This window comes from Saccharomonospora cyanea NA-134 (genome assembly GCF_000244975.1).
GTDB lineage: Bacteria > Actinomycetota > Actinomycetes > Mycobacteriales > Pseudonocardiaceae > Saccharomonospora > Saccharomonospora cyanea.
In genome coordinates this window covers 1,442,898-1,462,592 of sequence record NZ_CM001440.1, presented here as the reverse complement: position 1 = coordinate 1,462,592, position 19,695 = coordinate 1,442,898, and the positions used below count along the sequence as shown (strand labels likewise).

The window sequence follows — 19,695 nt, the reverse complement described above, 5'->3', positions numbered from 1 at the left end:
GGCTCTCACCGCCGCGCCCCCGCGTGGGCGGGCGGAACCCGTCAGGACACAGCCGGCATGACGACGGTCGGGATGAACACGGCGGCCATGACGATCTCCTCGGCGGCGCGGCGCAGGGCGTCGCCTGCCCAGTTTCCCTCCGCGATCTCCTTCGCCCTTCGCTGGGCCACGCGGGCGTCCTCACGGCCCACGACGTGTTTGGCCTCCACGGTGGTGGCCAGCAGGGCGATCAGTGCCGCCATCCGCTCGTCGGGCTGCTCCCCGTCGACCAGCACGCGCCGCAGCCCGGCCTTCAGGTTCTCCTCGTGCCGCGAGTCCTCGGCAGGCCACCGGGTCGTCGGGAACAACCCCAGGACCCTGCCGTCCTCCCTGCGGAGGATGCCGCGCTCGGCCAGGCCGTCGAGCAGGCGGGTGACCAGGTCGCCCTTGGCGAGGGGACGCAGCGCGTCCTTGGGCTTCTTCCCCGCGAGACCGAACACGCGCTCCAGGGCGTCGTCGAGCGGGCCCCTGCCGGTCGGCGTGCTGTCCCTGACCACGATCCGGCCGGGCTTTCCCTCGTCGGCCTCGGTGGTGACGTCCACACGCTCCAGCAGGGCGAGTTCCACCAACAGCGCCCCGGCCAGCGCGTACTCCAGGTGCGAGACCATGCCGACCGGCTTGCCCGCCTCGTCGTCGTAAGCCAGCAGCAACAGGTCCTCGGCGATCAACATGCCCGGCAGCCTACGGACATGATCATCTTTCCGCAGCGTTCACCACGACAGCGCCACGTACAACGACGCCACGGCCGACGCGAGGTAGCAACCGGGAAAGGCGATGTTTCCCAGGACTCGCGCCCGGACGTGAGCCAGGACCGCGCCCACGTAGAAGCAGACGAGCCCGAGTGCCGCGGCGACCCCGACGACAGGTACCCCGAGGAGTCCGAGCAACAGCCCTATACCTCCCAGCCCCTTGAGAACTCCCAGCCAAGGCAGCCACGACCGGGGCACTTCGACCGCGGCCGAGTTGGTGAGCACGAACTCGGCCGCCACGAGATCCGCCACGGCGATGGCCAGGTTCGCCACGATCGTGACCACGACGACGGCCCATTCGACGGCGTTCACGACCGAGCCCCCTCGCCTGAGACCGGGTAGACCTCCAGCAACGCCAGTCGTCGCGGATCGGCCATGACGTCGTAGCGCACGACACGGCCTCCCTCGACGTGGAACAGCAGCACGGATCGCACAGCGCCGTCCGACACGACCACGATCGCCGGACGGCCGCCGACGGTGGCGACCCGGGCCCGTCTCGCGTTCGCTCTCAGCGACCGCGTCTCCTCCACCACAGCCCCGGCACCACGGACCAACTGCGGCATCCCCGGGGCCAGTGCCTGTGGGTCGGCCGTCCGGACGACGTCCGGGTCCAGGACCGTCGCCAGAGCGTCCATGTCGCCGTCCTGAGCGGCGCGCAGGAAAGCCTCCACGACCTTCCGGGCGCTCTCGGCCGGGGCCTGCCGTGGCTTCGGGCCGCGACGCCGGAGGCGCTCCCTGGCGCGGCTGGCCAGTTTCCGCGCCGATCCGGTCGTGGTGCCGAGGACGGCGGCCACCTCGCCGAACGACATGCCGAACACCTCGTGCAGCACGAGCGCGACCCGCTGCGGCGGCGTCAGTTCCCGCACAACCACGACCAAAGCCGCTGTCACCTCGTCCGCGAGCTCGACCACCTCCCCCGGTTCCCACTCCTCGTCAGTGGGCGGGAGGTCCCCCGGCTGCCAGGGCACCTCCCGCCGCTTGCGGAGCAGGTCGAGACACAGCCGGGTCGTCACCGTCGTCAGCCAGGCCGCGGGATTGTGGAGCCCGCGCGCGTCGGCGCGCTCGTAGCGGATCCACGCCTCCTGGACGACGTCCTCGGCGTCGGGATCGGAGCCCGTGATCCGGAATGCCATGCACAGCAGCTGAGGTCGACATGATTCGAAGAGTTCGAGTCGGGCAGGCGTCACCGCGGCACCTTTCGTGATCGGGCGGTCAACAGCGTTGCCCCTTCGACGCGCTCGCGCCCCGGAACGTGACTCCACAGTGGCGAGCTCCCATGGCTCCCGCACGTGCGAGCCCGTCGCGAAACGCGCCATCATGGAACTGCCGACCCGGTTCGCACGAGAGGCGAGGGAGTGGTGCCCGGTGGGCCGAGTGACCGTACGCAGGCCCGTGCGCAAGTTGACACCGCACGGCGAGCGGCGACGGCCCGACACGCTCGCGGCCGAGGAACCGCTGGAGATCCGCCTCTCGGGCACGCCGCTGGCGGTCACCATGCGCACCCCGGGCCACGACGTCGAACTCGCCCACGGCTTCCTGCTGTCCGAAGGCGTCATCGGTCACCGGGAGGACGTCGTGCTGGCGCGGTACTGCGACAGCGTGGACGACTCCGGGCGCAACACGTACAACGTGCTCGACCTGCGACTGGCCGAGGGCGTGCCGATGCCCGACGTCGGCGTGCAGCGCAACTTCTACACCACGTCGTCGTGCGGGGTGTGCGGCAAGGCGGCGCTGGACGCCGTTCGGCTCAAGAGCCGGTTCCACCCGGCAGGCGCCTCGTTCACGATCGAGGCGGACCTGCTGACGACCCTGCCGGACTCGCTGCGGGAACGGCAACGCGTGTTCGCCGCCACCGGCGGCCTGCACGGGGCGGGACTGTTCACCTCGGACGGCACCGTGCTCGCGGTGCGGGAGGACGTCGGCAGGCACAACGCGGTGGACAAGGTGCTCGGCTGGGCCATCCAGCAGGACCGGGTGCCCGCACACGACCTCGGGCTGCTGCTGTCCGGTCGTGCCTCGTTCGAGTTAGTTCAGAAAGCGGCCATGGCGGGTATCTCCCTCGTCGCCGCTGTGTCGGCTCCGTCCTCACTGGCCGTCGAACTGGCCGAGGAGTGCGGCATGACGCTGGTGGGCTTCCTGCGCGGCGAAAGCATGAACCTGTATACCGGAAACGCAATCGCATGAGGACGGTCCGTGAGGCCAAGGCACTACCTGGGGGCAGAGGTGTTGGGGACGGGCGACGGCCGACGATGGACCAGCAGGCGGTCGGTCCTGCTGGGCGCCACCGCCGTCACGACGCTCGGGATCACCTCGTTGTGCGGAGCGTCGTCGACGACGCGCTCGATGCACTACGACGGTGCGGTGGTCGTCGAACGGCGCTACTCGCGGCATCGGGGTGAGAGCGTCGATGTCATCTACAAACTGCCCCGACGGCAGCCGCCGCCCGGCCTGCCGATGGTGCTGTTGTTGCACGGGCGCAACGGCACAGCCCGCCGCGCGGGCCCGCCCGGCCTGGTGCCCGGGCTCGTCGAGGCCGTGAACGAAGGACGGATCCCCCCGTTCGGGTTCGTAGCCGTGGACGGGGGCAACACCTACTGGCACGAGTACCACCACGGGGACGACCCCATGGCCATGCTGCTGGAGGAGGTGCCCGCCTGGTTGCGGGAACGCGGACTGGCCGACCGGCGCGGTCTTCCGTTCGCCGTGGTGGGAACGTCGATGGGTGGTTTCGGTGCGTTGCTCTACGCGCGCCGCCGGTCCGAACGGCGACAACCCGTGCGCGCCGTCGGTGCCATCGCCCCGGCCTTCATGTCGTGGCAGAGGATGCGCGAGCGCAACGCCTGGCGCAGCAAGGCGGAGTGGCGTTCCATGGACCCCCTGGCGAACGTCCACGCCACACGCGGCATTCCCACGGGAGTCTGGTGCGGCAGCGACGACCCGTTCATCGACGGGGTGCGCGCGTTCATTCGCCGAGCCGATCCCGAGGTCGCCGACATCGACCCGGGCGACCACGATGGTTCGTACTTCCGCACCACTGTGCCGGGGCTGCTGCGCTTCCTCGGGCGGTACGCGCCCGGCAGGCCGCAGCGCCGGGTCTAGTGCCTCAGCGGCGCACGTGGATGTGCGTGGTCAGCCCGTCGGGAGCGACGTGCGTACGGACGAGGTCGGCGACCTGGTTCACGAGGAACAGGCCTCGTCCCCCGTGCCGGTATTTCGACACCGGCCTGCGGCCGGCGAGCCGGTCGGTGAGCCTGCCCTCGTCCGAGACCTGGCAGACCACGCCGTCACCGTTCCCCCACACCGCGAGCTCGCCGTGGCCACCTCCGTGCCGGACGCTGTTGGCACACACCTCACCCACGGCGAGCGCGACGTCGTCGAGCCTGTCCCCCTCGATACCTGCGCGGGCCGCGAACTCCGTGGCGACGCGACGTGCCTTCGACAGGGTCTCGACGTCGAACGGGACCACGAACGCCTCCGGCGGGGCCGACAACGGCTCGTTGTAGCGGTCGTACGCCAGTTCGGGCGAGTAGCGCGGACTCGGCCGCGCACCGTCGCCGCCCGCGTCGGCTTCCATGAGCAACGGATGGGTGGCCTCGGCGTCCCGCACCACGCCGGGCCCGAGAGCGTCCACGTCGTAGGGACACATGAACGTCGCCGGCCGGCAGACGAACGCCAGGTTCACCATCGCCTCGTGCTGCACGCACGCCGGGTACTCCTCTTCGGCCCGCCCGGACCACACGGGTTCGCCGATCACACGAGCGGGGCCCGACGGGTGCTCGTCGAGGAAGGTGTGCAGGGCCGGGATGATCCGACCGGGATTACGACCGAGCTCCTCGATGTCGACCAGGCGCACCTTCTCTGCGGCAGCTCCGAGCGCGTCCTCCAACCGACGTAGCCGCCGCGCGGGCACCGCCACCACCACGGGCTCTCCCCTGTCGAGCCCGTCGAGAACGAACGGGACGGTACTCGACACGTAGCCGATCTCGTCCCGGTAGAAAAGCGCCCGATGGGAGAACGTTCCCTCGGCTGCGCGCGACCCTGTCGTCACCACCGGTCCCCTGCCGTCACACTTCTGACTGGTTGCGGGCTATCCGGAGTGGGCTTCTCGTAAACCCTTCAGACGAAGGTACGGACGACGTACGACATGGACCACAGCGCCACCGCGACGGCGATGGTGTACCACGCCACGTACGTCACGAGTTGCCGGTCGGTCTGCGCCGTCCGGGCCCGCCAGGCGGCCAACCCCGCGGCAGCGAGCCCCGCCAGAGGAATGAGGGGCGCGGCCGAAGCGCGCGTGACGGTGGCCAGCAGGCACACGGCGGCCAGGACACCGAGCGTGACCACGAGAGCCAGGTGCACCCCGAGGCGGCGCAACCCCACGACCACGACGAGCTTGTGGGCCAGTTCGTCGAAGTCGACGTCCTGGTCGCCACCCGGTACAGGCGGAGACTTCGGCGGTGTAACTGTCATGGGTACCGAGAGTAGCGGTCAGCTGTCAGGCCGACTTCTCGCCACGCTCCCGCTGCCTACGGGTGGGCTGACGCGACACGATCGTGGGATTCACGTTCTCCCGCACGGTCTGCTCGGTGATGACGACCTTGGCGACGTCGTCCCGGCTCGGGATGTCGTACATCACCGGCTGGAGGACCTCCTCCATGATCGCGCGCAACCCTCGGGCACCGGTGCCCCGCAACAGCGCCTGGTCGGCGATCGCCTCCAACGCCGTCTTGGTGAACTCCAGCTCCACGTTGTCCATCTCGAACAGCTTCTTGTACTGCTTGGTCAACGCGTTGCGCGGTTCGGTGAGGATCCGCACCAGCGACGGCTTGTCGAGGTTGGTGACGCTGGCGACCACCGGCAACCGGCCGATGAACTCGGGAATCAACCCGAACTTGATCAGGTCCTCCGGCATGGTCTCGCCGAAGATGTCGCTCTCCTCGATGTCCCGCTTCGTGCGGATCTCCGCACCGAAGCCCAGACCGCGCTTGCCGATGCGATCGTTGATGATCTTCTCGAGCCCCGCGAACGCGCCTGCCACGATGAACAGCACGTTCGTGGTGTCGATCTGGATGAACTCCTGGTGCGGGTGCTTGCGGCCACCCTGCGGCGGCACCGAGGCGGTCGTGCCCTCCAGGATCTTCAGCAGCGCCTGCTGCACGCCCTCGCCCGAGACGTCGCGGGTTATCGACGGGTTCTCCGACTTACGGGCGATCTTGTCGACCTCGTCGATGTAGATGATGCCCGTCTCGGCGCGCTTGACGTCGTAGTCGGCGGCCTGGATGAGCTTCAACAGGATGTTCTCGACGTCCTCGCCCACGTAACCGGCCTCGGTGAGCGCCGTGGCGTCGGCGATCGCGAACGGCACGTTGAGCAGCTTCGCGAGCGTCTGCGCGAGATACGTCTTGCCGCACCCCGTGGGCCCGAGCATCAGGATGTTGGACTTCGCCAACTCCACGGGCTCGTCCTTCGAGTCCTTCGTGCCCTTGGACTCCGACTGGATGCGCTTGTAGTGGTTGTAGACGGCCACGGCCAACGTCCGCTTGGCGTCGTCCTGACCGATGATGTACTGCTCGAGGAACTCGTGGATGTCAGCGGGCTTGGGCAGCTCGTCGAGCTTGACATCGCTCGTCTCGGCGAGCTCCTCCTCGATGATCTCGTTGCAGAGCTCGATGCACTCGTCACAGATGTACACGCCGGGCCCGGCGATGAGCTTCTTCACCTGTTTCTGACTCTTGCCACAGAAAGAGCACTTCAGCAGGTCTCCGCCGTCGCCGATCCGTGCCATGACCGCTGACCTCGTCCCCTCCCGGTGTCGATGACACCTCTGTCCTGCGTTGCCACTGACGGTACCCGCCCCGCGCGCCTCGCGGGAGAATTACCAGCGATCGGGCGCCCGGCAGGTCCAGCCTAATGCGGGAAACGGGCGGCGGCCCTCCGACGGAAACGCCGACACGCCGCCCGTTCCCCCATCGCCGTCAGTCCTGCGACGCCTTGCGGTACTCCAGCACCTGGTCGATGATGCCGTACTCCTTGGCCTCCTCGGGCGTGAGGATCTTGTCACGCTCGATGTCGGCCCGGACCTCGTCCGCCGACTTGTTCGTGTGCTTCGCCAGGGTGTTCTCCATCAGGCGACGCACCCGCTGGATCTCGGCGGCCTGGATCTCCAGGTCCGACACCTGCCCGTACGCGCCCTCCGTGGCGGGCTGGTGGATCAGCACGCGCGAGTTGGGCAGCGCCAGCCGCTTGCCCTTCGTGCCCGCCGCCAGCAGCACGGCCGCGGCCGACGCGGCCTGACCGAGGCACACCGTCTGGATGTCCGGACGCACGTACTGCATCGTGTCGTAGATCGCCATCAACGCGGTGAACGAGCCACCCGGCGAGTTGATGTAGAGGATGATGTCGCGGTCCGGGTCCTCGTGCTCCAGGTGGAGCAGCTGGGCCATCACGTCGTTGGCCGAGGCGTCGTCGACCTGGACTCCCAGCATGATCTGCCGCTCTTCGTAGAGCTTGTTGTACGGGTTCGACTCCTTCATCCCGTAGCTGGTGCGCTCCACGTACGACGGCAGGATGTACCGGGACTGTGGAAGTTGGAAACCGTTCATGATTCTCCTCCTACCCTGCCCGGTCAGTTGGCGTTCGGGGTCGGGTTTTCACGGGTGAGGACTTGGTCGACGAAGCCGTAGTCCTTGGCCTCGGTCGCGGTGAACCACCGGTCGCGGTCACCGTCGGCGATGATCTGCTCCACCGTCTGGCCGGTCTGCTCGGCGGTGATACGTGCGAGCTCGTACTTCCACTTGCTGAAGACCTCGGCCTGGATGGCGATGTCGGAGGCAGTACCGCCGACACCCGCCGACGGCTGGTGCATGAGGATGCGCGCGTGCTGCAAAGCGTAGCGCTTGCCCGGCGTCCCCGACGACAGAAGGAACTGACCCATCGAGGCCGCGAGCCCCATCGCGTAGGTGGCGACGTCGGGCTCGATGAGCTGCATCGTGTCGTAGATGGCGAAGCCGGCGGTCACCGACCCACCCGGCGAGTTGATGTAGAAGCGGATGTCCGCCTGCGGGTCCTCCGCGGCCAGCAACAACAGCTGCGCGGTGATGCGGTTGGCGACCTCGTCGTTCACCTCGGAGCCGAGCACGACGATGCGCTCCTGGAGCAACCGCTCGTACACCGAGTCGGTCAGGTTGAGCCCGGCGGTGCCGGTCCGCCCCTCGGGCATGTGCTGCGTCACGTCTGCCTGCCTTTTCGGGAGTTCGAAGATCTTGACACCGACCCTAACGAACTCGGGCGGCGCAGGAGTCCTGACACCGCCCGAGTTCGCTCAGAGCATGAGAAAAGGTCACCGGTCAGGCGTCGAAGCCGCCTCGTCCGAGACGTTCGAGGCCTCCGAGCCCGTCGACGCACTGTCCTCACTCGACCCTTCCCCAGCGGCAGTCTCGTCGCCCTGCGCCGAGTCCGCAGCCTGGCCGGCCTCCTCGGCCTCGTCGGGGCCGAACAGCTCACCGAGGTCGAGGGCCTCACCGGAAGCGTCGGTGACCGTCACCTGGCGCACCACGTTGGCGAGCGCCTTACCGCGCCGCACGTCCGCGTAGATCGCGCCGAGCTGGCCGGCCTCCTGTGCCCTCCGCACGTACTCGTCCGGGTTCATACCGAAGCGCTGGGCCTGGTAGATGATGCGCTCGGTGAGTTCGGAGTCGCTCACCGAGAGGTCGCGCTCGTCGGCGAGGGCGTCGAGCAGGAGTTGGGTGCGCACCGCCTTCTCGGCTTCGGCGCGAACCTCGGTCTCCCACTCCTCGGGGTTGCCGCCCTGCTCCTCCAGCGAGCGCTTGAACGCCTCCTCGTCGTGGTCGAACGGGTGGATGGCGTCGTGCTTGCGGTTGGAGATCTCGGCCTCGAGGACCTTCTCCGGCAGCGGCACCTCGACGCGCTCCAGCAACTCGTCGAGAACCTTGTCCCTCGCCTGCACGCCCTGCTGGACACGCTTCATACGCAGCAGCCGCTCGCGCAGGTCGGCCTTCAGCTCGTCGAGCGTGTCGAACTCGCTGGCGAGCTGAGCGAACTCGTCGTCGGCCTCGGGCAGCTCACGCTGCTTGATCGAGTTCACCTTCACGGCGACCTCGGCGTCCCTGCCCGCGTACTCGCCCGCCACGAGCTTGGTGGTGAAGGTCCTGGTCTCACCCTCGCTCGCGCCGATGATGGCGTCGTCGATGCCCTCGACGAGCTGGCCGGAGCCGATCTCGTAGGACAGGCCGGTGGTGGCGGCGTCGGGCACCTCTTCACCGTCGACGGTGGCCGAAAGGTCGATCGAGACGAAGTCGCCGTTCTCGGCGGGCCGGTCGACGCCTGTCAGCGTGCCGAACCGGGCGCGCAGCTGGTCGAGCTGCTCGTCGACCTCCGCGTCGTCGAGCTCCACGTCGTCCACGCTGACCGTGAGGTCGTCGAGGTCGGGAAGGGTGATCTCAGGACGGACGTCCACCTCGGCGCTGAACTCGAGCACCTCGCGGTCCTCGAGCTTGGTCACCTCGAATTCGGGCTGCCCCAGCGTGCGAACCTCGCCGCTGCGCACTGCCTCGAGGTACTTCGCGGGGATGGCCTCGTTGACGACCTCTTCGAGCACCGGGGCGCGGCCGATGCGGCTCTCGAGTACGCGAGCCGGGGCCTTGCCGGGACGAAAACCTGGGATCCGAACCTGCTGAGCGATCTTCCGGTAGGCGCGGTCGAAGTTCGGTTTGAGCTCGTCGAACGGCACCTCGACATTGATCTTCACGCGCGTCGGGCTCAGCTGCTCGACGGTGCTCTTCAACGTTATCTCCTCGCCGGGACTGTATCGGTATCGGTAACCGGTCCAGCGACCGCAGGCCAAGCAGGGACCGGATGTCCGAGTCTAGGCCACCGACCGCACCCCCCCGTGGTGCGGGTCCGCACCCGGGTGAGCGTGCGGGACACCTCAGCCGAGCGGGTCTTCGCTCGAGTGGCGGCCCTGGTAGATGTCGGGGACACCGTCGCGGTCGGCGTCTTCGGTCTCCTTCTCGTGGACCTTGCGGTAGTGCCGGTTGCGCAGGCGCAGCACCACCGCCGCGATGAGCGCGGACAGCAGCGAACCGCACAACACGGCGATCTTCACGACCTCGCCGCGCTCGTCGCCCGAGGCGAACGACAGCTCCCCCACGAGCAGGGACACGGTGAACCCGATGCCGGCCAGGACGGCGACGCCGAACACGTCCACCCACGCCACGTCACTGTCCAGTTCGGCCTTGGTGAACCGGCTCATGAGGAACGTGGTGCCGAAGATGCCGACGGCCTTACCGAGCAGCAGACCGGCCATGATGCCGAGGGCCACGGGATCGCTCAGCGCCGAGACCAGCCCGTCGAGACCGCCGAAGGCCACGCCCGCGGCGAACAACGCGAAGATCGGCACCGCGACGCCGGCCGACACGGGCCGCCAGCGGTGTTCGAAGTGCTCGGCCATCGACACGGCCTCACCCTCACGCCTGAGCGCGGGCACCGCGAACCCGAGCAGCACACCCGCCACCGTCGCGTGGATGCCCGAGGCGTGGACGAGCGCCCAGGCCACCACGCCGAGCGGGATGAGCAGCCACCACGACCGCACCCGGCGCTGCACCAGCAGGGTGAACAGACCCAGCGGGACGAGCGCCAGGAGCAGCGGTACCACCGACAGCTCCTCCGTGTAGAACACCGCGATGATGCAGATGGCGATGAGGTCGTCGACCACGGCCAGCGTCAGCAGGAACATCCGTAGCGCCGACGGCAGGAACCGCCCGACCACCGCGAGGACCGCGACAGCGAAGGCGATGTCCGTGGCGGTCGGGATGGCCCAACCTCGCAGGGCGCTCGTATCGCCCAGGTTCACCAGTACGTAGATGGCCGCAGGAAGCACCACGCCGCCGACCGCCGCCACGATCGGGATGGCCGCCTTGCGTGGATCCCGCAGGTCGCCGACGACGAACTCCCGTTTGAGCTCCACACCCACCACGAAGAAGAAGATGGCGAGCAACCCGTCGGCCGCCCACTGCGACACCGACAGGTCCAGGTGAAGGGCGTGCGGGCCGATGGTGAACTCGCTCACGGCGGTGTAAGCACCCGACCACGGCGAGTTCGCCCACACCAGGGCCACGACCGCACCGATCAGCAGCAGGATTCCGCCGACGGTCTCCTGCCGCAGGATGTCGGCCACGCGTCTCCACTCGCCCCAGGACGAGCGGCTGAACAACTTGGTCTTCGCGGGTGGTGGGGAGCTCATGCGGGTATCGTCAACCCCTCCGGATCGGATCGACAGTCGGGCATATTGACCGTCACTTTACTTACCGAACCTCACGATCAGTGGAGTCGAGAAGACCTACTCCGGCTCCTCAGTCCTCCCCGCGCAACCACACCCGCCACGTCACGACCGCCGGAACGACCACGGCCAGAACGGCGCCCAGGGCGCTGACCGGCCAGAATCGCAGTTGCGCACCGGCGGCCACGAGCGCCAGCCCCACGACGAAGCAGGCGCACAACGCGACGAAGGTCACGACCTGCCGCGACAGGTGGTCGGAACCGAAGTGCGCGAGACGCCGGGCGAGCCGGGGATCGTCCTCGCTCAGCCCGCGTTCGATCTCGACGAGCCGACGCCGCTCGTCGTCGCGAAGTGTCACGGCGCCATCACCACCACCATTCACCATTGTCGAACGACGACGGGTCCATCTGGCACCGCTGTTCGCGCGGTCTCACCGGACCCCGGGGCACAACTCACCCCTTCCGGGATGCCCGGCACGCCGTTAGATTCCCCGTACCGCCGACGTAGCTGGGAGGCCCATGTCGATGCCCGGAGGGCGGGCGGCGTCCGTGGCGGCCCGGACTCCGTCCCGAAGCCGATGGCCGTTGCGGGCGCGCGGGCTGCGCGACCCCGCCCCCACCCTCGAAACGGCGAGGCACGTGGCGGAGGACCTCGCGGACGGGCTCTCCGGCCCCCGGGTACGCGCGGCCGCACGCGGCATCCGCCGCCTGCTCGCGGCCGACGCCGTGGGCCTGTCCGACCTGTCCGGTCACCTCGTGGCCGTGGGCACGATGCCGTCCGACGTCGACACCACAGCGATGGTCGAGGACGTACTGCACACGGAGAGCCAGTGCAGGCGGGCGGAGGTGGTGGCCCTGCCGCTGGTCGTGCACGACGAACTGGCCGGAGTCCTCGTCGTTTCCGGAACGGCGAGGATGGCCGCGCTGCGCGAGGTGGCGAGCCTCGGCGAGGCCGCGCTCGAACGGGGCAGGCTCGAAGCGTCGGCCGAGGAGGCCGCGGCGGCGGAACTGCGCGCGCTGCGCGCGGAGATCTCCCCCCACTTCGTCTACAACGCCCTCACGGTCATCGCCGGGCTGGTGCGCCCGGATCCCGACCGCTCGCGTGAGCTGATGCTCGACTTCGCCGACTACATCCGCTACAGCCTGGCCCGCCACGGGGAGTACACGACCGTCGCGGACGAGTTCCACGCCATCGAGACGTACCTGGCCCTGCAGCGCGCCGTCCTCGGTGAGCGGCTGCGGGTGCAGGTGCGGGTGGCGCCCGAGGTCCTGCCCGTGTCGATCCCCTACCTCGTGCTCCAGCCGCTCGTGGAGAACGCGGTACGGCACGGCATCGAGCGCAGGCCGGAGGGCGGCACGGTGACCGTGCTCGGGGAGGCGGAGGGCACCGACTGCGTGATCAGCGTGGAGGACGACGGGACGGGGATGGACCCGGCCAAGGCCGAACGCCTGCTCGCCGGCACCGGGGAGTCGGACAGCGTGGGGCTCGCGAACGTCGACCGGAGACTGCGTAACGTGTACGGACCGTGGTTCGGCCTCGTCGTGGAGACCGCGGAAGGTGAAGGAACACGGGTGATCGTGCGAGTGCCTCGGTTCCAGCCGGGAGTGATGCCGTGACCGGAGAAACCCAGCCGGCACTGCGTGTACTGGCGGTCGACGACGTGCCCGCCGCGCTGGACGACCTGTGCGGAATGCTGCGGGACGCACCCGAGGTGACCGAGGTCGCCGCCGCGGGCGACGCCGTAGCCGCGCTCAAGCGGTTGCAGTCGGAGGAGTTCGACGCGGTGTTCCTCGACATCTCGATGCCCGGCCTCGACGGGCTCGAGTTCGCCTCGCTGCTGACCAAGCTCGCGAAACCCCCGGTGATCGTGTTCGTCACCGCCTACGACGAGCACGCCGTGGCGGCTTTCGGCATCGGCGCGGTCGACTACCTGCTCAAACCCGTGCGTCCCGAACGGCTGGCGGACGCTCTCGCCCGGGTGAGCAGGATGGTGTCGGCCCCCTCCGCGCAGCAGACACCGCAACAACCCACTCCCGACGCGCTCGCGGCGCTGCCCGTGGAGTCGGGTGGCCGCACGCGTTACGTCAGCAGGCAGGACGTGCGGTTCGTGGAGGCGCACGGCGACTACGTGCGGCTGCACACCCGCTCGGGGGTCCACCTCGTACGGATGCCGATCTCCCGGCTGGAGGAGTACTGGGCGGGAGCCGGGTTCGTGCGCACACACCGCGGGTTCCTCGTGGCTCTGGCCGCCGTGCGCGAACTGCGCAGCGACTCGGTGGGCGGGCTGCTCGCCCACACCGACCTCGGTGACGTGCCGGTGAGTCGCAGGCACGCGCGCAACCTCAGGGAACGCCTCCTGCGTGCCGCGCAGCGCGGTGAGCTGCGTCCGGACACGGCACTATGACCGTCCAGCGCAGGGTGACGGTGACGAGCCCGCAGACCCGGCTCGCCCACGCCCGCCGCCGTTACCGGGGACCGTGGCGACCGACCACGCTCGATCCGGTCGAGGCCCCCTTCGCGGTGGCTCTCTACCGGCGGCAGCGGCGACGCGCCGTGGTCGCGCTGACGACGGCGTTCGCCCTGGTGTTCGGGTTGCCACTCGTGCTGGCACTCGCCCCGGGGCTGGGCGAGCTGCGGTTGTTCGGCGTCCCGGTCTCGTGGCTTTCCGTGATGGTTCTGCCGTTCCCCGCGATGGCGTTGTTGGCGTTCTGGCAACTTCGGGGGGCCGAGCGGGAGGAGAGCGCCGTGGGAGCGGAGGCCCCCGGCGAGGACGGGCGATGATCGTCGCACTCGCCGTCGCGCCCGTCCTGCTCGTCACTCTCGCCATCGGTCTGCACGGGGTCGCCGCGATGCGCACGACCTCGGACTTCCTCGTGGCCTCGCGCCGCGTCTCCCCCCTGCTGAACTCCGCAGCGGTGTCCGGGGAGTACCTCTCCGCGGCGTCCTTTCTCGGTGTGGCCGGGCTCATGGTGCGCGACGGGGTCGGAGCGCTGTGGTACCCGGTCGGCTTCACGGCGGGCTACATCGCCATGCTCACCCTCGTCGCCGCTCCGATGCGCCGGTCCGGGGCGCTCACCGTGCCGGACTTCGCCGAGGCCCGGCTCGGCTCGCCCGCCCTGCGCAGGCTCTCAGCCGTGGTGGTGCTGGTGATCGGAGTGCTGTACCTGGTGCCGCAGTTCCGCACGGCCGGGCTCGTGCTCAGTGTCGTGAGCGGCACGCCGTACTGGGTCGGCGTGCTGCTGTCCGGCGTGGCGGTCAGCGCCACCCTCGCCCTGGGCGGAATGCGGGCCGCCACCTACGTCCAGGCGTTCCAGTTCGTGCTGAAACTGGTGCTCTTCGTCGTCCCCGCCGTGTGGCTGCTGGCGCAGGCGGGTCCGGACGTGCGGCAGGAGGCGCTGCACCCGGCCGAGTTCACCCACTTCGAGACGCGCACGCCGGTGTCCTTCCGCGTCGACGCCACCCTGGAGGTGCCCGACGGCGTGCGGGTGGTCGGCCGCGACGGCGAGGTGAGCCCGGTGCCACCCGGCGAGTGGCACGTGCCCGCAGGCACCACGGTGGTGTTCGAGGAGGGCAGTGCCGCGCCCGTACCGGAGGGCGAGGCCGCGCCGGGCGCGCCCGGCTGGGAACGACCGCTGCTCGAACTCGGCGACACCGGCCACCCGCTGCTCGCGACGTGGGCCGTGCTCATGGCGACCATGTTCGGCACGATGGGGCTGCCGCACGTCATCATGCGGTTCCACACCAGCCCCGACGGACGCGCAGCGCGGCGCACTGCCGCCCTCACCGTGGCGCTGCTCGGCGTCTTCTACGTCTTCCCCGGCGTCTACGGGATGCTCGGCCGGGTGCTCGTGCCGCACCTGTACCTGTCGGGGGCCACCGACAGCGCCGTGGTGGCGCTGCCCGCGCAGGTGGACGCGGGTCCGATGGGCGGGTTGTTCACAGGGCTGCTCACGGCGGGTGCCTTCGCCGCGTTCCTCGCCACGTCCCTCGGTCTGCTGCTGGTGGTCTCCGGCGCCATCTCCCACGACCTCGTGCCCGGCGGGCTGCGGCAGCTCAGGGTCGCCGTGGTGGGCGCCGCGGTCGTGGTGGTGCTGCTGGCGCTGCCCGCCGTGTCCTTCGACGCGAGCACGCTGGTCACGTGGGGGTTCACCGTCGCGGCGTCCACGTTCTGCCCGCTGCTCGTGCTCGGCATCTGGTGGTCCCGCCTGACCGCGACGGGTGCCGTGGCAGGCGTGACCGCCGGGCTGCTCGCCTCCTGCGGTGGTTTCGTGCTCGGCGTCGCCGACCCGCCGGTACCCGACTGGGTGTCGATCCTGCTCGTGCAACCCGCCCCGTGGTCGGTCCCACTGGCGTTCGCCACGATGGTCGTGGTGTCCCTGTTCGGCAGGCCACCACCGTGGTCGACCGCCGCGATGCTCCGCCTCCACCTCCACGAGCACCGCCGGTTCCCGTTCGCCGACCGCTCGACACTGGCACGTGATCTGGGCCACTCGTCGTGGACCGCACGCCGCTCGTCGGCCGTTCGTCGCATCACACGCCGATTGGTCCGCTGACGATTACGTCCCGTCCGTCCCCCTCCCTACTGTGACGCACCACGCACACCCACGTGTCACTGACGAGGAGGTCAGGAGTGAGCGCCACCGAGCCCCCTACCCATCCACCGGGGTCGCCGACCTGGGCGGAGGTCCACGCGAGTGAGGACTTCCAGCGGCTGCGCAGGCGGCTCCGGCGGTTCGTCTTCCCCATGACCGCGCTGTTCCTTGTCTGGTACCTGCTGTACGTCCTGCTGGCGGACTACGCGCACGGCTTCATGTCGATCAAGCTCGTCGGCAACATCAACGTCGGGCTGGTCCTCGGCCTGCTGCAGTTCGTCTCGACGTTCGTCATCACCGGGCTGTACGTGCGCTACGCCAACCGCAAGCTCGACCCGATCGCCGACCGGATCAGGCAGGACATGGAAGGGGAGGCGTCATGACCCTCGCCCAGGGCATCGAGGGCAACAACCCGATCCTCAACATCAGCATCTTCACCCTGTTCGTGCTGGTCACCCTGGTGGTCGTCTTCCGGGCGTCGCGCAACACGAAGACGGCCTCCGACTACTACGCCGCGGGGCGCGCCTTCACCGGGCCACAGAACGGCACGGCCATCGCGGGCGACTACCTTTCGGCCGCCTCGTTCCTCGGCATCGCGGGTGCCATCGCGGTGTACGGCTACGACGGGTTCCTGTACTCGATCGGCTTCCTCGTCGCCTGGCTGGTGGCACTGCTCCTCGTCGCCGAACTCCTGCGCAACACCGGCAAGTTCACGATGGGAGACGTGCTCGCGTTCCGCATGCGGCAGAAGCCGGTGCGCGCCGCGGCGGCGACCTCCACGATGGCGGTCTCGTTCTTCTACCTGCTGGCCCAGATGGCGGGCGCGGGCGCACTCGTGTCACTGCTGCTGGGCGTCGAGGGCGACCTCGGGCAGGCCGTGGTCATCGCCGTCGTCGGCGTCGTCATGATCGTGTACGTGCTCGTCGGCGGCATGAAGGGCACCACCTGGGTGCAGATCATCAAGGCCGCCCTGCTCATCGCGGGTACCTTCGCGATGACGGTGTGGGTGCTCGGCCGCTACGGTCTCAACCTCTCCGAACTCCTGGGATCGGCCGCCGCGCAGTCCCCCGACGGCGAGGCCGTGCTGAACCCGGGAGCGAAGTACGGGGTCAGCGAGATGTCCAAACTGGACTTCCTGTCGCTCGGTGTCGCGCTGGTGCTGGGCACGGCCGGTCTGCCGCACGTACTCATGCGGTTCTACACCGTGCCCACGGCCAAGGACGCACGCAAGTCGGTGGTCTGGGCCATCGCCCTGATCGGCCTGTTCTACCTGTTCACGCTGGTGCTGGGCTACGGCGCCGCCGCGATCGTCGGGACGGACACGATCAGCAACGCGCCCGGAGGGGAGAACTCGGCGGCACCGCTGCTGGCGGAGGCGCTGGGTGGACCACTCCTGCTGGGCTTCATCGCGGCGGTGGCGTTCGCCACGATCCTCGCCGTGGTCGCCGGCCTGACGATCACCGCGTCGGCCTCGTTCGCCCACGACGTGTACGCCAACGTCATCAAGCACGGCAAGACGGACACCAAGAACTCCGAGGTGAAGGTCGCGCGTATCACGGCGTGCGTGATCGGTGCCGTCGCGATCCTCGGCGGGATCCTCGCCAAGGACCAGAACGTGGCGTTCTTGGTGGCGCTCGCGTTCGCCGTCGCCGCGTCCGCGAACCTGCCGACCATCCTGTACTCGCTGTTCTGGAAGCGCTTCAACACCTCGGGCGCACTGTGGTCGATCTACGGCGGGCTCGCGGTGACGATCGTGCTGATCGTGTTCTCCCCGGCGGTGTCGGGCACCGAGAAGTCCATGATCACCGGTGTCGACTTCCACTGGTTCCCGCTCCAGAACCCGGGGCTGGTGTCGATCCCGGTGTCCTTCTTCCTCGGCTGGCTGGGCACCGTCCTGTCGAAGGAACACCTGGAGGGCAAGCACAAGGAGATGGAGGTGCGGGCCCTCACCGGCGCGGGAGCCGAGAAGGCCACCTCGCACTGACCTCGACCGCCCTGACGGCGGCCTGCTCCCAGCGGGAAGCAGGCCGCCGTCAGGGCGTCCGGACCTGGTCGGGGTGACAGGATTCGAATCGGCCACCACGGAGCCGATGGCCCGGACTGGTCAGGGCCCTCCCTGCGCGAGGGCCCGTAGGTGGGAGAGAGTGATTCGACGTCGGGTGGGGTCGACGTCGAGAATCCTCACGACGAGGGAATCGCCGACCCGGACCACTTCCTCGGGATCGGCAGCGGGATCCTCGGACAGCTCGGTGTGGGGTACGAGCCCTTCGATGCCATCCTTTCGTTCCTCGATGCGAACGAAGGCGCCGAAGGGCACGCGTTTGGTCACGACCCCGGTCACGACCTGGCCGACCCGCTGTACGAACTGCGGCATCGGGTCCGCCTGCAACGCCTTCAAGGACAGCGACACACGCTCCCTCACCATGTCGACGTCGAGGATCTCGGCCGAGATCTCCTGACCCACGGTGACGACGTCGGACGGGTGATCGACGCGCCTCCAGGACAGCTCCGGAACATTGATCATTGCGGTGAATCCACCGATGTCCACGAAGGTGACACCGAAGTCGGCGATCTCCGTGACCACGCCGGTGACGATCTGTCCGCGACGGAGAGTCCTCAGGAAGGCCCAGTCCCGGTCGTCGGGGGTCCGCTCGGTCCTCCACCGGGCCCGCAGAACGCCGTCACTGTCGGGCATCACAGCGGTGAACAGCGGGTGGCGCGAGTCGACGTCCAGGGGCAGGACGGCAGCGGCCCTGGCACCCGCCACCCGGGTGGCCAGTGCCCCGTACCCGGTCTCGTCGACGATTGCGCTGGTGATCTCCCCGTTTTCGGCCTCCCACACGAGTTCCACCAGGCCTTCGTCGGGGAGCATGGCGAGAACCGCGGCCACGTCGGCGGACAGGTCCGGCCAGACGGTCAGCCTGGCACGCGGGGTGATCCTGGCGCGTATCGCGTCGAGGGTGTTCTCCGTGAGACGGTGCCAGCGGGAGGCGTTGCCGACGTATCCCTCCTCCAGTATGGCCGCCTGCTGTATCGCGATGGACCAGCGCAAACGGGCCCAGAAATCCTCGTCGGCAGGCCGCTGTGGGCCTGACTCGTCGAAGTCCGCCTCGTAGGGTGACACCTGCAGTCGTTCCGGGAAGAGTCCGAGCGCCCGGGTGCGCGCAAGGGCGCTCTCGCAGGGCTTGTCGCTACTGACGTAGACGTACTAGTCCCACCCGACGTGCACGGCGAACGTGTCCTCGACTTCCAGACGGCACCAGGCGCCGTTGTCACGGAGCATGGCCCGCACCAGCTCCAGACCGACGGAGAGGGAAACCTCCGCGCCGTCGTGGAAGCCACTGAGGTCGGGCGGGAAGAGCCCGCCCAGGCCGTGGTCTTCCACTGTCGGCTCCAGGCCGAAGTGGGCGACGCCGCTGATCTGCGGCTCCCGAATCGCCAGGTGGTCGACGCCTGTGGCCGCCGCGAAGGCGGCCACAGCCTGCAGGTAGGCCGACTCCACCGCCCCATGGTCGCTGGTCGGCTCCTCCACACCGATGTAGTGGCCGTGCTGGTCCCGATCGGCGGGGTCGTACTTGGTGATCCGGTGGACGAAAGGCAGCACACTGCTCCCTGCGGGGTCGACGATGCTCGCTCAGCGGTCGATCTCGTGACCGGGAGCTCGGGACGGGACGGGCCGGCGCGTCACCACCCGGTTCGTCCTGCCGCCTACGAGGATGACCATCGAGATCGTCTTCTGCAAACGGGATTTCGTGCCCTGGCAGGCTCGGCGGCGATCGATGCGGGTGACGCGGTTCTTGGGTCCTTCGGTGGCTTCGTGCCGTCCACGGGGTTCGGCCGGTGGTTCGGATGCTTGAGGGAGCCACTCGGCAGGGTCCTCAGCGTCGGTGGCGACGGGCTTCACTGATGGCGCCGGCATGCGGCCATCCGCCAGGCGAAGTGTCACCAAGCGCCGTGCCGAGCGGACGGGCGGCCAGCAGACCCACCGGGACCGGTGTCCTGCTGGCCAGCGACCTAC

At 69.2% G+C, this 19,695-nt stretch carries 21 protein-coding genes; 8 read left to right on the top strand and 13 right to left on the bottom strand.

The features are described 5' to 3' along the window. Positions 1–41: 41 nt before the first annotated feature. From SACCYDRAFT_RS07090 to SACCYDRAFT_RS07080, 3 genes are read right to left on the bottom strand one after another with little or no spacing between them, the layout of a single operon-like run. Positions 42–710, bottom strand: coding sequence for a GOLPH3/VPS74 family protein (locus tag SACCYDRAFT_RS07090; protein ID WP_005454874.1), 669 nt, complete (start codon positions 708–710; stop codon positions 42–44). A gap of 39 nt (positions 711–749) precedes the next feature. After that, complete coding sequence (locus tag SACCYDRAFT_RS07085; RefSeq protein WP_005454872.1) at positions 750–1,100, bottom strand: DoxX family protein; 351 nt, start codon at positions 1,098–1,100, stop codon at positions 750–752. Further along, entirely contained in the window at positions 1,097–2,104 is a 1,008-nt protein-coding gene (locus SACCYDRAFT_RS07080; RefSeq protein ID WP_157606470.1) for a sigma-70 family RNA polymerase sigma factor, read from the bottom strand. Before SACCYDRAFT_RS07080 ends, SACCYDRAFT_RS07085 begins: the two co-directional genes overlap by 4 nt. Before the next feature lie 49 nt (positions 2,105–2,153). Between SACCYDRAFT_RS07080 and fdhD the strand changes: the two genes are divergently transcribed. Both fdhD and SACCYDRAFT_RS07070 read left to right on the top strand, forming a co-directional pair. Then, a complete protein-coding gene (gene fdhD / locus SACCYDRAFT_RS07075; RefSeq protein ID WP_043537118.1) occupies positions 2,154–2,972 on the top strand; it encodes a formate dehydrogenase accessory sulfurtransferase FdhD in 819 nt (272 codons plus the stop codon). A 9-nt stretch (positions 2,973–2,981) separates the two neighbouring features. Next, positions 2,982–3,887 (top strand): alpha/beta hydrolase, encoded by a 906-nt coding sequence (locus SACCYDRAFT_RS07070; RefSeq protein ID WP_005454865.1) that lies wholly within the window; start codon positions 2,982–2,984, stop codon positions 3,885–3,887. 4 nt (positions 3,888–3,891) lie between these two features. Here the strand turns inward: SACCYDRAFT_RS07070 and SACCYDRAFT_RS07065 are convergent, their stop codons facing one another. From SACCYDRAFT_RS07065 to SACCYDRAFT_RS07030, 8 genes are all read right to left on the bottom strand, one after another. Beyond that, positions 3,892–4,839: a sensor histidine kinase gene (locus SACCYDRAFT_RS07065; RefSeq protein WP_005454861.1), complete on the bottom strand. Its 948-nt coding sequence runs from the start codon at positions 4,837–4,839 to the stop codon at positions 3,892–3,894. A 65-nt stretch (positions 4,840–4,904) separates the two neighbouring features. Beyond that, positions 4,905–5,258, bottom strand: coding sequence for a hypothetical protein (locus SACCYDRAFT_RS07060; protein WP_005454859.1), 354 nt, complete (start codon positions 5,256–5,258; stop codon positions 4,905–4,907). A 25-nt stretch (positions 5,259–5,283) separates the two neighbouring features. Beyond that, positions 5,284–6,573, bottom strand: coding sequence for an ATP-dependent Clp protease ATP-binding subunit ClpX (gene clpX, locus SACCYDRAFT_RS07055; protein ID WP_005454857.1), 1,290 nt, complete (start codon positions 6,571–6,573; stop codon positions 5,284–5,286). Between the two features lie 190 nt (positions 6,574–6,763). Beyond that, positions 6,764–7,390 carry an ATP-dependent Clp protease proteolytic subunit gene (locus SACCYDRAFT_RS07050; protein WP_005454855.1) on the bottom strand — a complete coding sequence of 209 codons (627 nt, stop codon included), beginning with the start codon at positions 7,388–7,390 and terminating at the stop codon, positions 6,764–6,766. A gap of 23 nt (positions 7,391–7,413) precedes the next feature. After that, a complete protein-coding gene (locus SACCYDRAFT_RS07045) occupies positions 7,414–8,019 on the bottom strand; it encodes an ATP-dependent Clp protease proteolytic subunit (protein WP_269744649.1) in 606 nt (201 codons plus the stop codon). Positions 8,020–8,127: 108 nt separating this feature from the next. Continuing rightward, positions 8,128–9,591: a trigger factor gene (gene tig, locus SACCYDRAFT_RS07040; RefSeq protein WP_005454851.1), complete on the bottom strand. Its 1,464-nt coding sequence runs from the start codon at positions 9,589–9,591 to the stop codon at positions 8,128–8,130. Positions 9,592–9,735: 144 nt separating this feature from the next. After that, positions 9,736–11,049 carry a Na+/H+ antiporter NhaA gene (nhaA, locus tag SACCYDRAFT_RS07035; protein WP_005454849.1) on the bottom strand — a complete coding sequence of 438 codons (1,314 nt, stop codon included), beginning with the start codon at positions 11,047–11,049 and terminating at the stop codon, positions 9,736–9,738. A gap of 109 nt (positions 11,050–11,158) precedes the next feature. Further along, positions 11,159–11,443, bottom strand: a complete 285-nt coding sequence (locus SACCYDRAFT_RS07030; RefSeq protein ID WP_005454843.1) for a DUF3040 domain-containing protein — start codon at positions 11,441–11,443, stop codon at positions 11,159–11,161. A gap of 166 nt (positions 11,444–11,609) precedes the next feature. Between SACCYDRAFT_RS07030 and SACCYDRAFT_RS07025 the strand changes: the two genes are divergently transcribed. The 6 genes from SACCYDRAFT_RS07025 (at position 11,610) to SACCYDRAFT_RS07000 (ending at position 17,661) form a co-directional block, all read left to right on the top strand. Beyond that, positions 11,610–12,701: a sensor histidine kinase gene (locus tag SACCYDRAFT_RS07025; RefSeq protein ID WP_005454842.1), complete on the top strand. Its 1,092-nt coding sequence runs from the start codon at positions 11,610–11,612 to the stop codon at positions 12,699–12,701. Further along, positions 12,698–13,489: a LytR/AlgR family response regulator transcription factor gene (locus SACCYDRAFT_RS07020; protein ID WP_005454841.1), complete on the top strand. Its 792-nt coding sequence runs from the start codon at positions 12,698–12,700 to the stop codon at positions 13,487–13,489. The genes SACCYDRAFT_RS07025 and SACCYDRAFT_RS07020 overlap by 4 nt, the downstream gene beginning before the upstream one ends. Further along, entirely contained in the window at positions 13,486–13,866 is a 381-nt protein-coding gene (locus SACCYDRAFT_RS07015; protein WP_005454840.1) for a hypothetical protein, read from the top strand. Before SACCYDRAFT_RS07020 ends, SACCYDRAFT_RS07015 begins: the two co-directional genes overlap by 4 nt. Beyond that, positions 13,863–15,638, top strand: coding sequence for a sodium/solute symporter (locus tag SACCYDRAFT_RS07010; protein ID WP_005454838.1), 1,776 nt, complete (start codon positions 13,863–13,865; stop codon positions 15,636–15,638). Before SACCYDRAFT_RS07015 ends, SACCYDRAFT_RS07010 begins: the two co-directional genes overlap by 4 nt. A gap of 77 nt (positions 15,639–15,715) precedes the next feature. Beyond that, on the top strand, positions 15,716–16,060 hold the full coding sequence (locus tag SACCYDRAFT_RS07005; protein WP_005454837.1) for a DUF485 domain-containing protein: 345 nt from the start codon (positions 15,716–15,718) through the stop codon (positions 16,058–16,060). Then, positions 16,057–17,661, top strand: a complete 1,605-nt coding sequence (locus tag SACCYDRAFT_RS07000; protein ID WP_005454836.1) for a solute symporter family protein — start codon at positions 16,057–16,059, stop codon at positions 17,659–17,661. The genes SACCYDRAFT_RS07005 and SACCYDRAFT_RS07000 overlap by 4 nt, the downstream gene beginning before the upstream one ends. Before the next feature lie 120 nt (positions 17,662–17,781). Here SACCYDRAFT_RS07000 and SACCYDRAFT_RS06995 read toward each other — a convergent pair whose 3' ends face one another. After that, positions 17,782–18,801 (bottom strand): S1 RNA-binding domain-containing protein, encoded by a 1,020-nt coding sequence (locus tag SACCYDRAFT_RS06995; RefSeq protein WP_005454835.1) that lies wholly within the window; start codon positions 18,799–18,801, stop codon positions 17,782–17,784. Between the two features lie 84 nt (positions 18,802–18,885). Next, the gene (locus SACCYDRAFT_RS26590; protein WP_005454834.1) at positions 18,886–19,281 is read right to left on the bottom strand and encodes a hypothetical protein; all 396 of its coding nucleotides are present in this window, start codon (positions 19,279–19,281) and stop codon (positions 18,886–18,888) included. Positions 19,282–19,695 lie beyond the last annotated feature (414 nt).

Excerpts from the sequence above, each read along its gene's own strand:
- SACCYDRAFT_RS07090 (WP_005454874.1), bottom strand. The coding sequence starts at position 710 with ATGTTGATCGCCGAGGACCTGTTGCTGCTGGCTTACGACGACGAGGCG.
- SACCYDRAFT_RS07080 (WP_157606470.1), bottom strand. The coding sequence starts at position 2,104 with ATGGCGCGTTTCGCGACGGGCTCGCACGTGCGGGAGCCATGGGAGCTC.
- SACCYDRAFT_RS07060 (WP_005454859.1), bottom strand. The coding sequence starts at position 5,258 with ATGACAGTTACACCGCCGAAGTCTCCGCCTGTACCGGGTGGCGACCAG.
- clpX (WP_005454857.1), bottom strand. The coding sequence starts at position 6,573 with ATGGCACGGATCGGCGACGGCGGAGACCTGCTGAAGTGCTCTTTCTGT.
- SACCYDRAFT_RS07050 (WP_005454855.1), bottom strand. The coding sequence starts at position 7,390 with ATGAACGGTTTCCAACTTCCACAGTCCCGGTACATCCTGCCGTCGTAC.
- nhaA (WP_005454849.1), bottom strand. The coding sequence starts at position 11,049 with ATGAGCTCCCCACCACCCGCGAAGACCAAGTTGTTCAGCCGCTCGTCC.
- SACCYDRAFT_RS07025 (WP_005454842.1), top strand. The coding sequence starts at position 11,610 with ATGCCCGGAGGGCGGGCGGCGTCCGTGGCGGCCCGGACTCCGTCCCGA.
- SACCYDRAFT_RS07015 (WP_005454840.1), top strand. The coding sequence starts at position 13,486 with ATGACCGTCCAGCGCAGGGTGACGGTGACGAGCCCGCAGACCCGGCTC.
- SACCYDRAFT_RS07010 (WP_005454838.1), top strand. The coding sequence starts at position 13,863 with ATGATCGTCGCACTCGCCGTCGCGCCCGTCCTGCTCGTCACTCTCGCC.
- SACCYDRAFT_RS07000 (WP_005454836.1), top strand. The coding sequence starts at position 16,057 with ATGACCCTCGCCCAGGGCATCGAGGGCAACAACCCGATCCTCAACATC.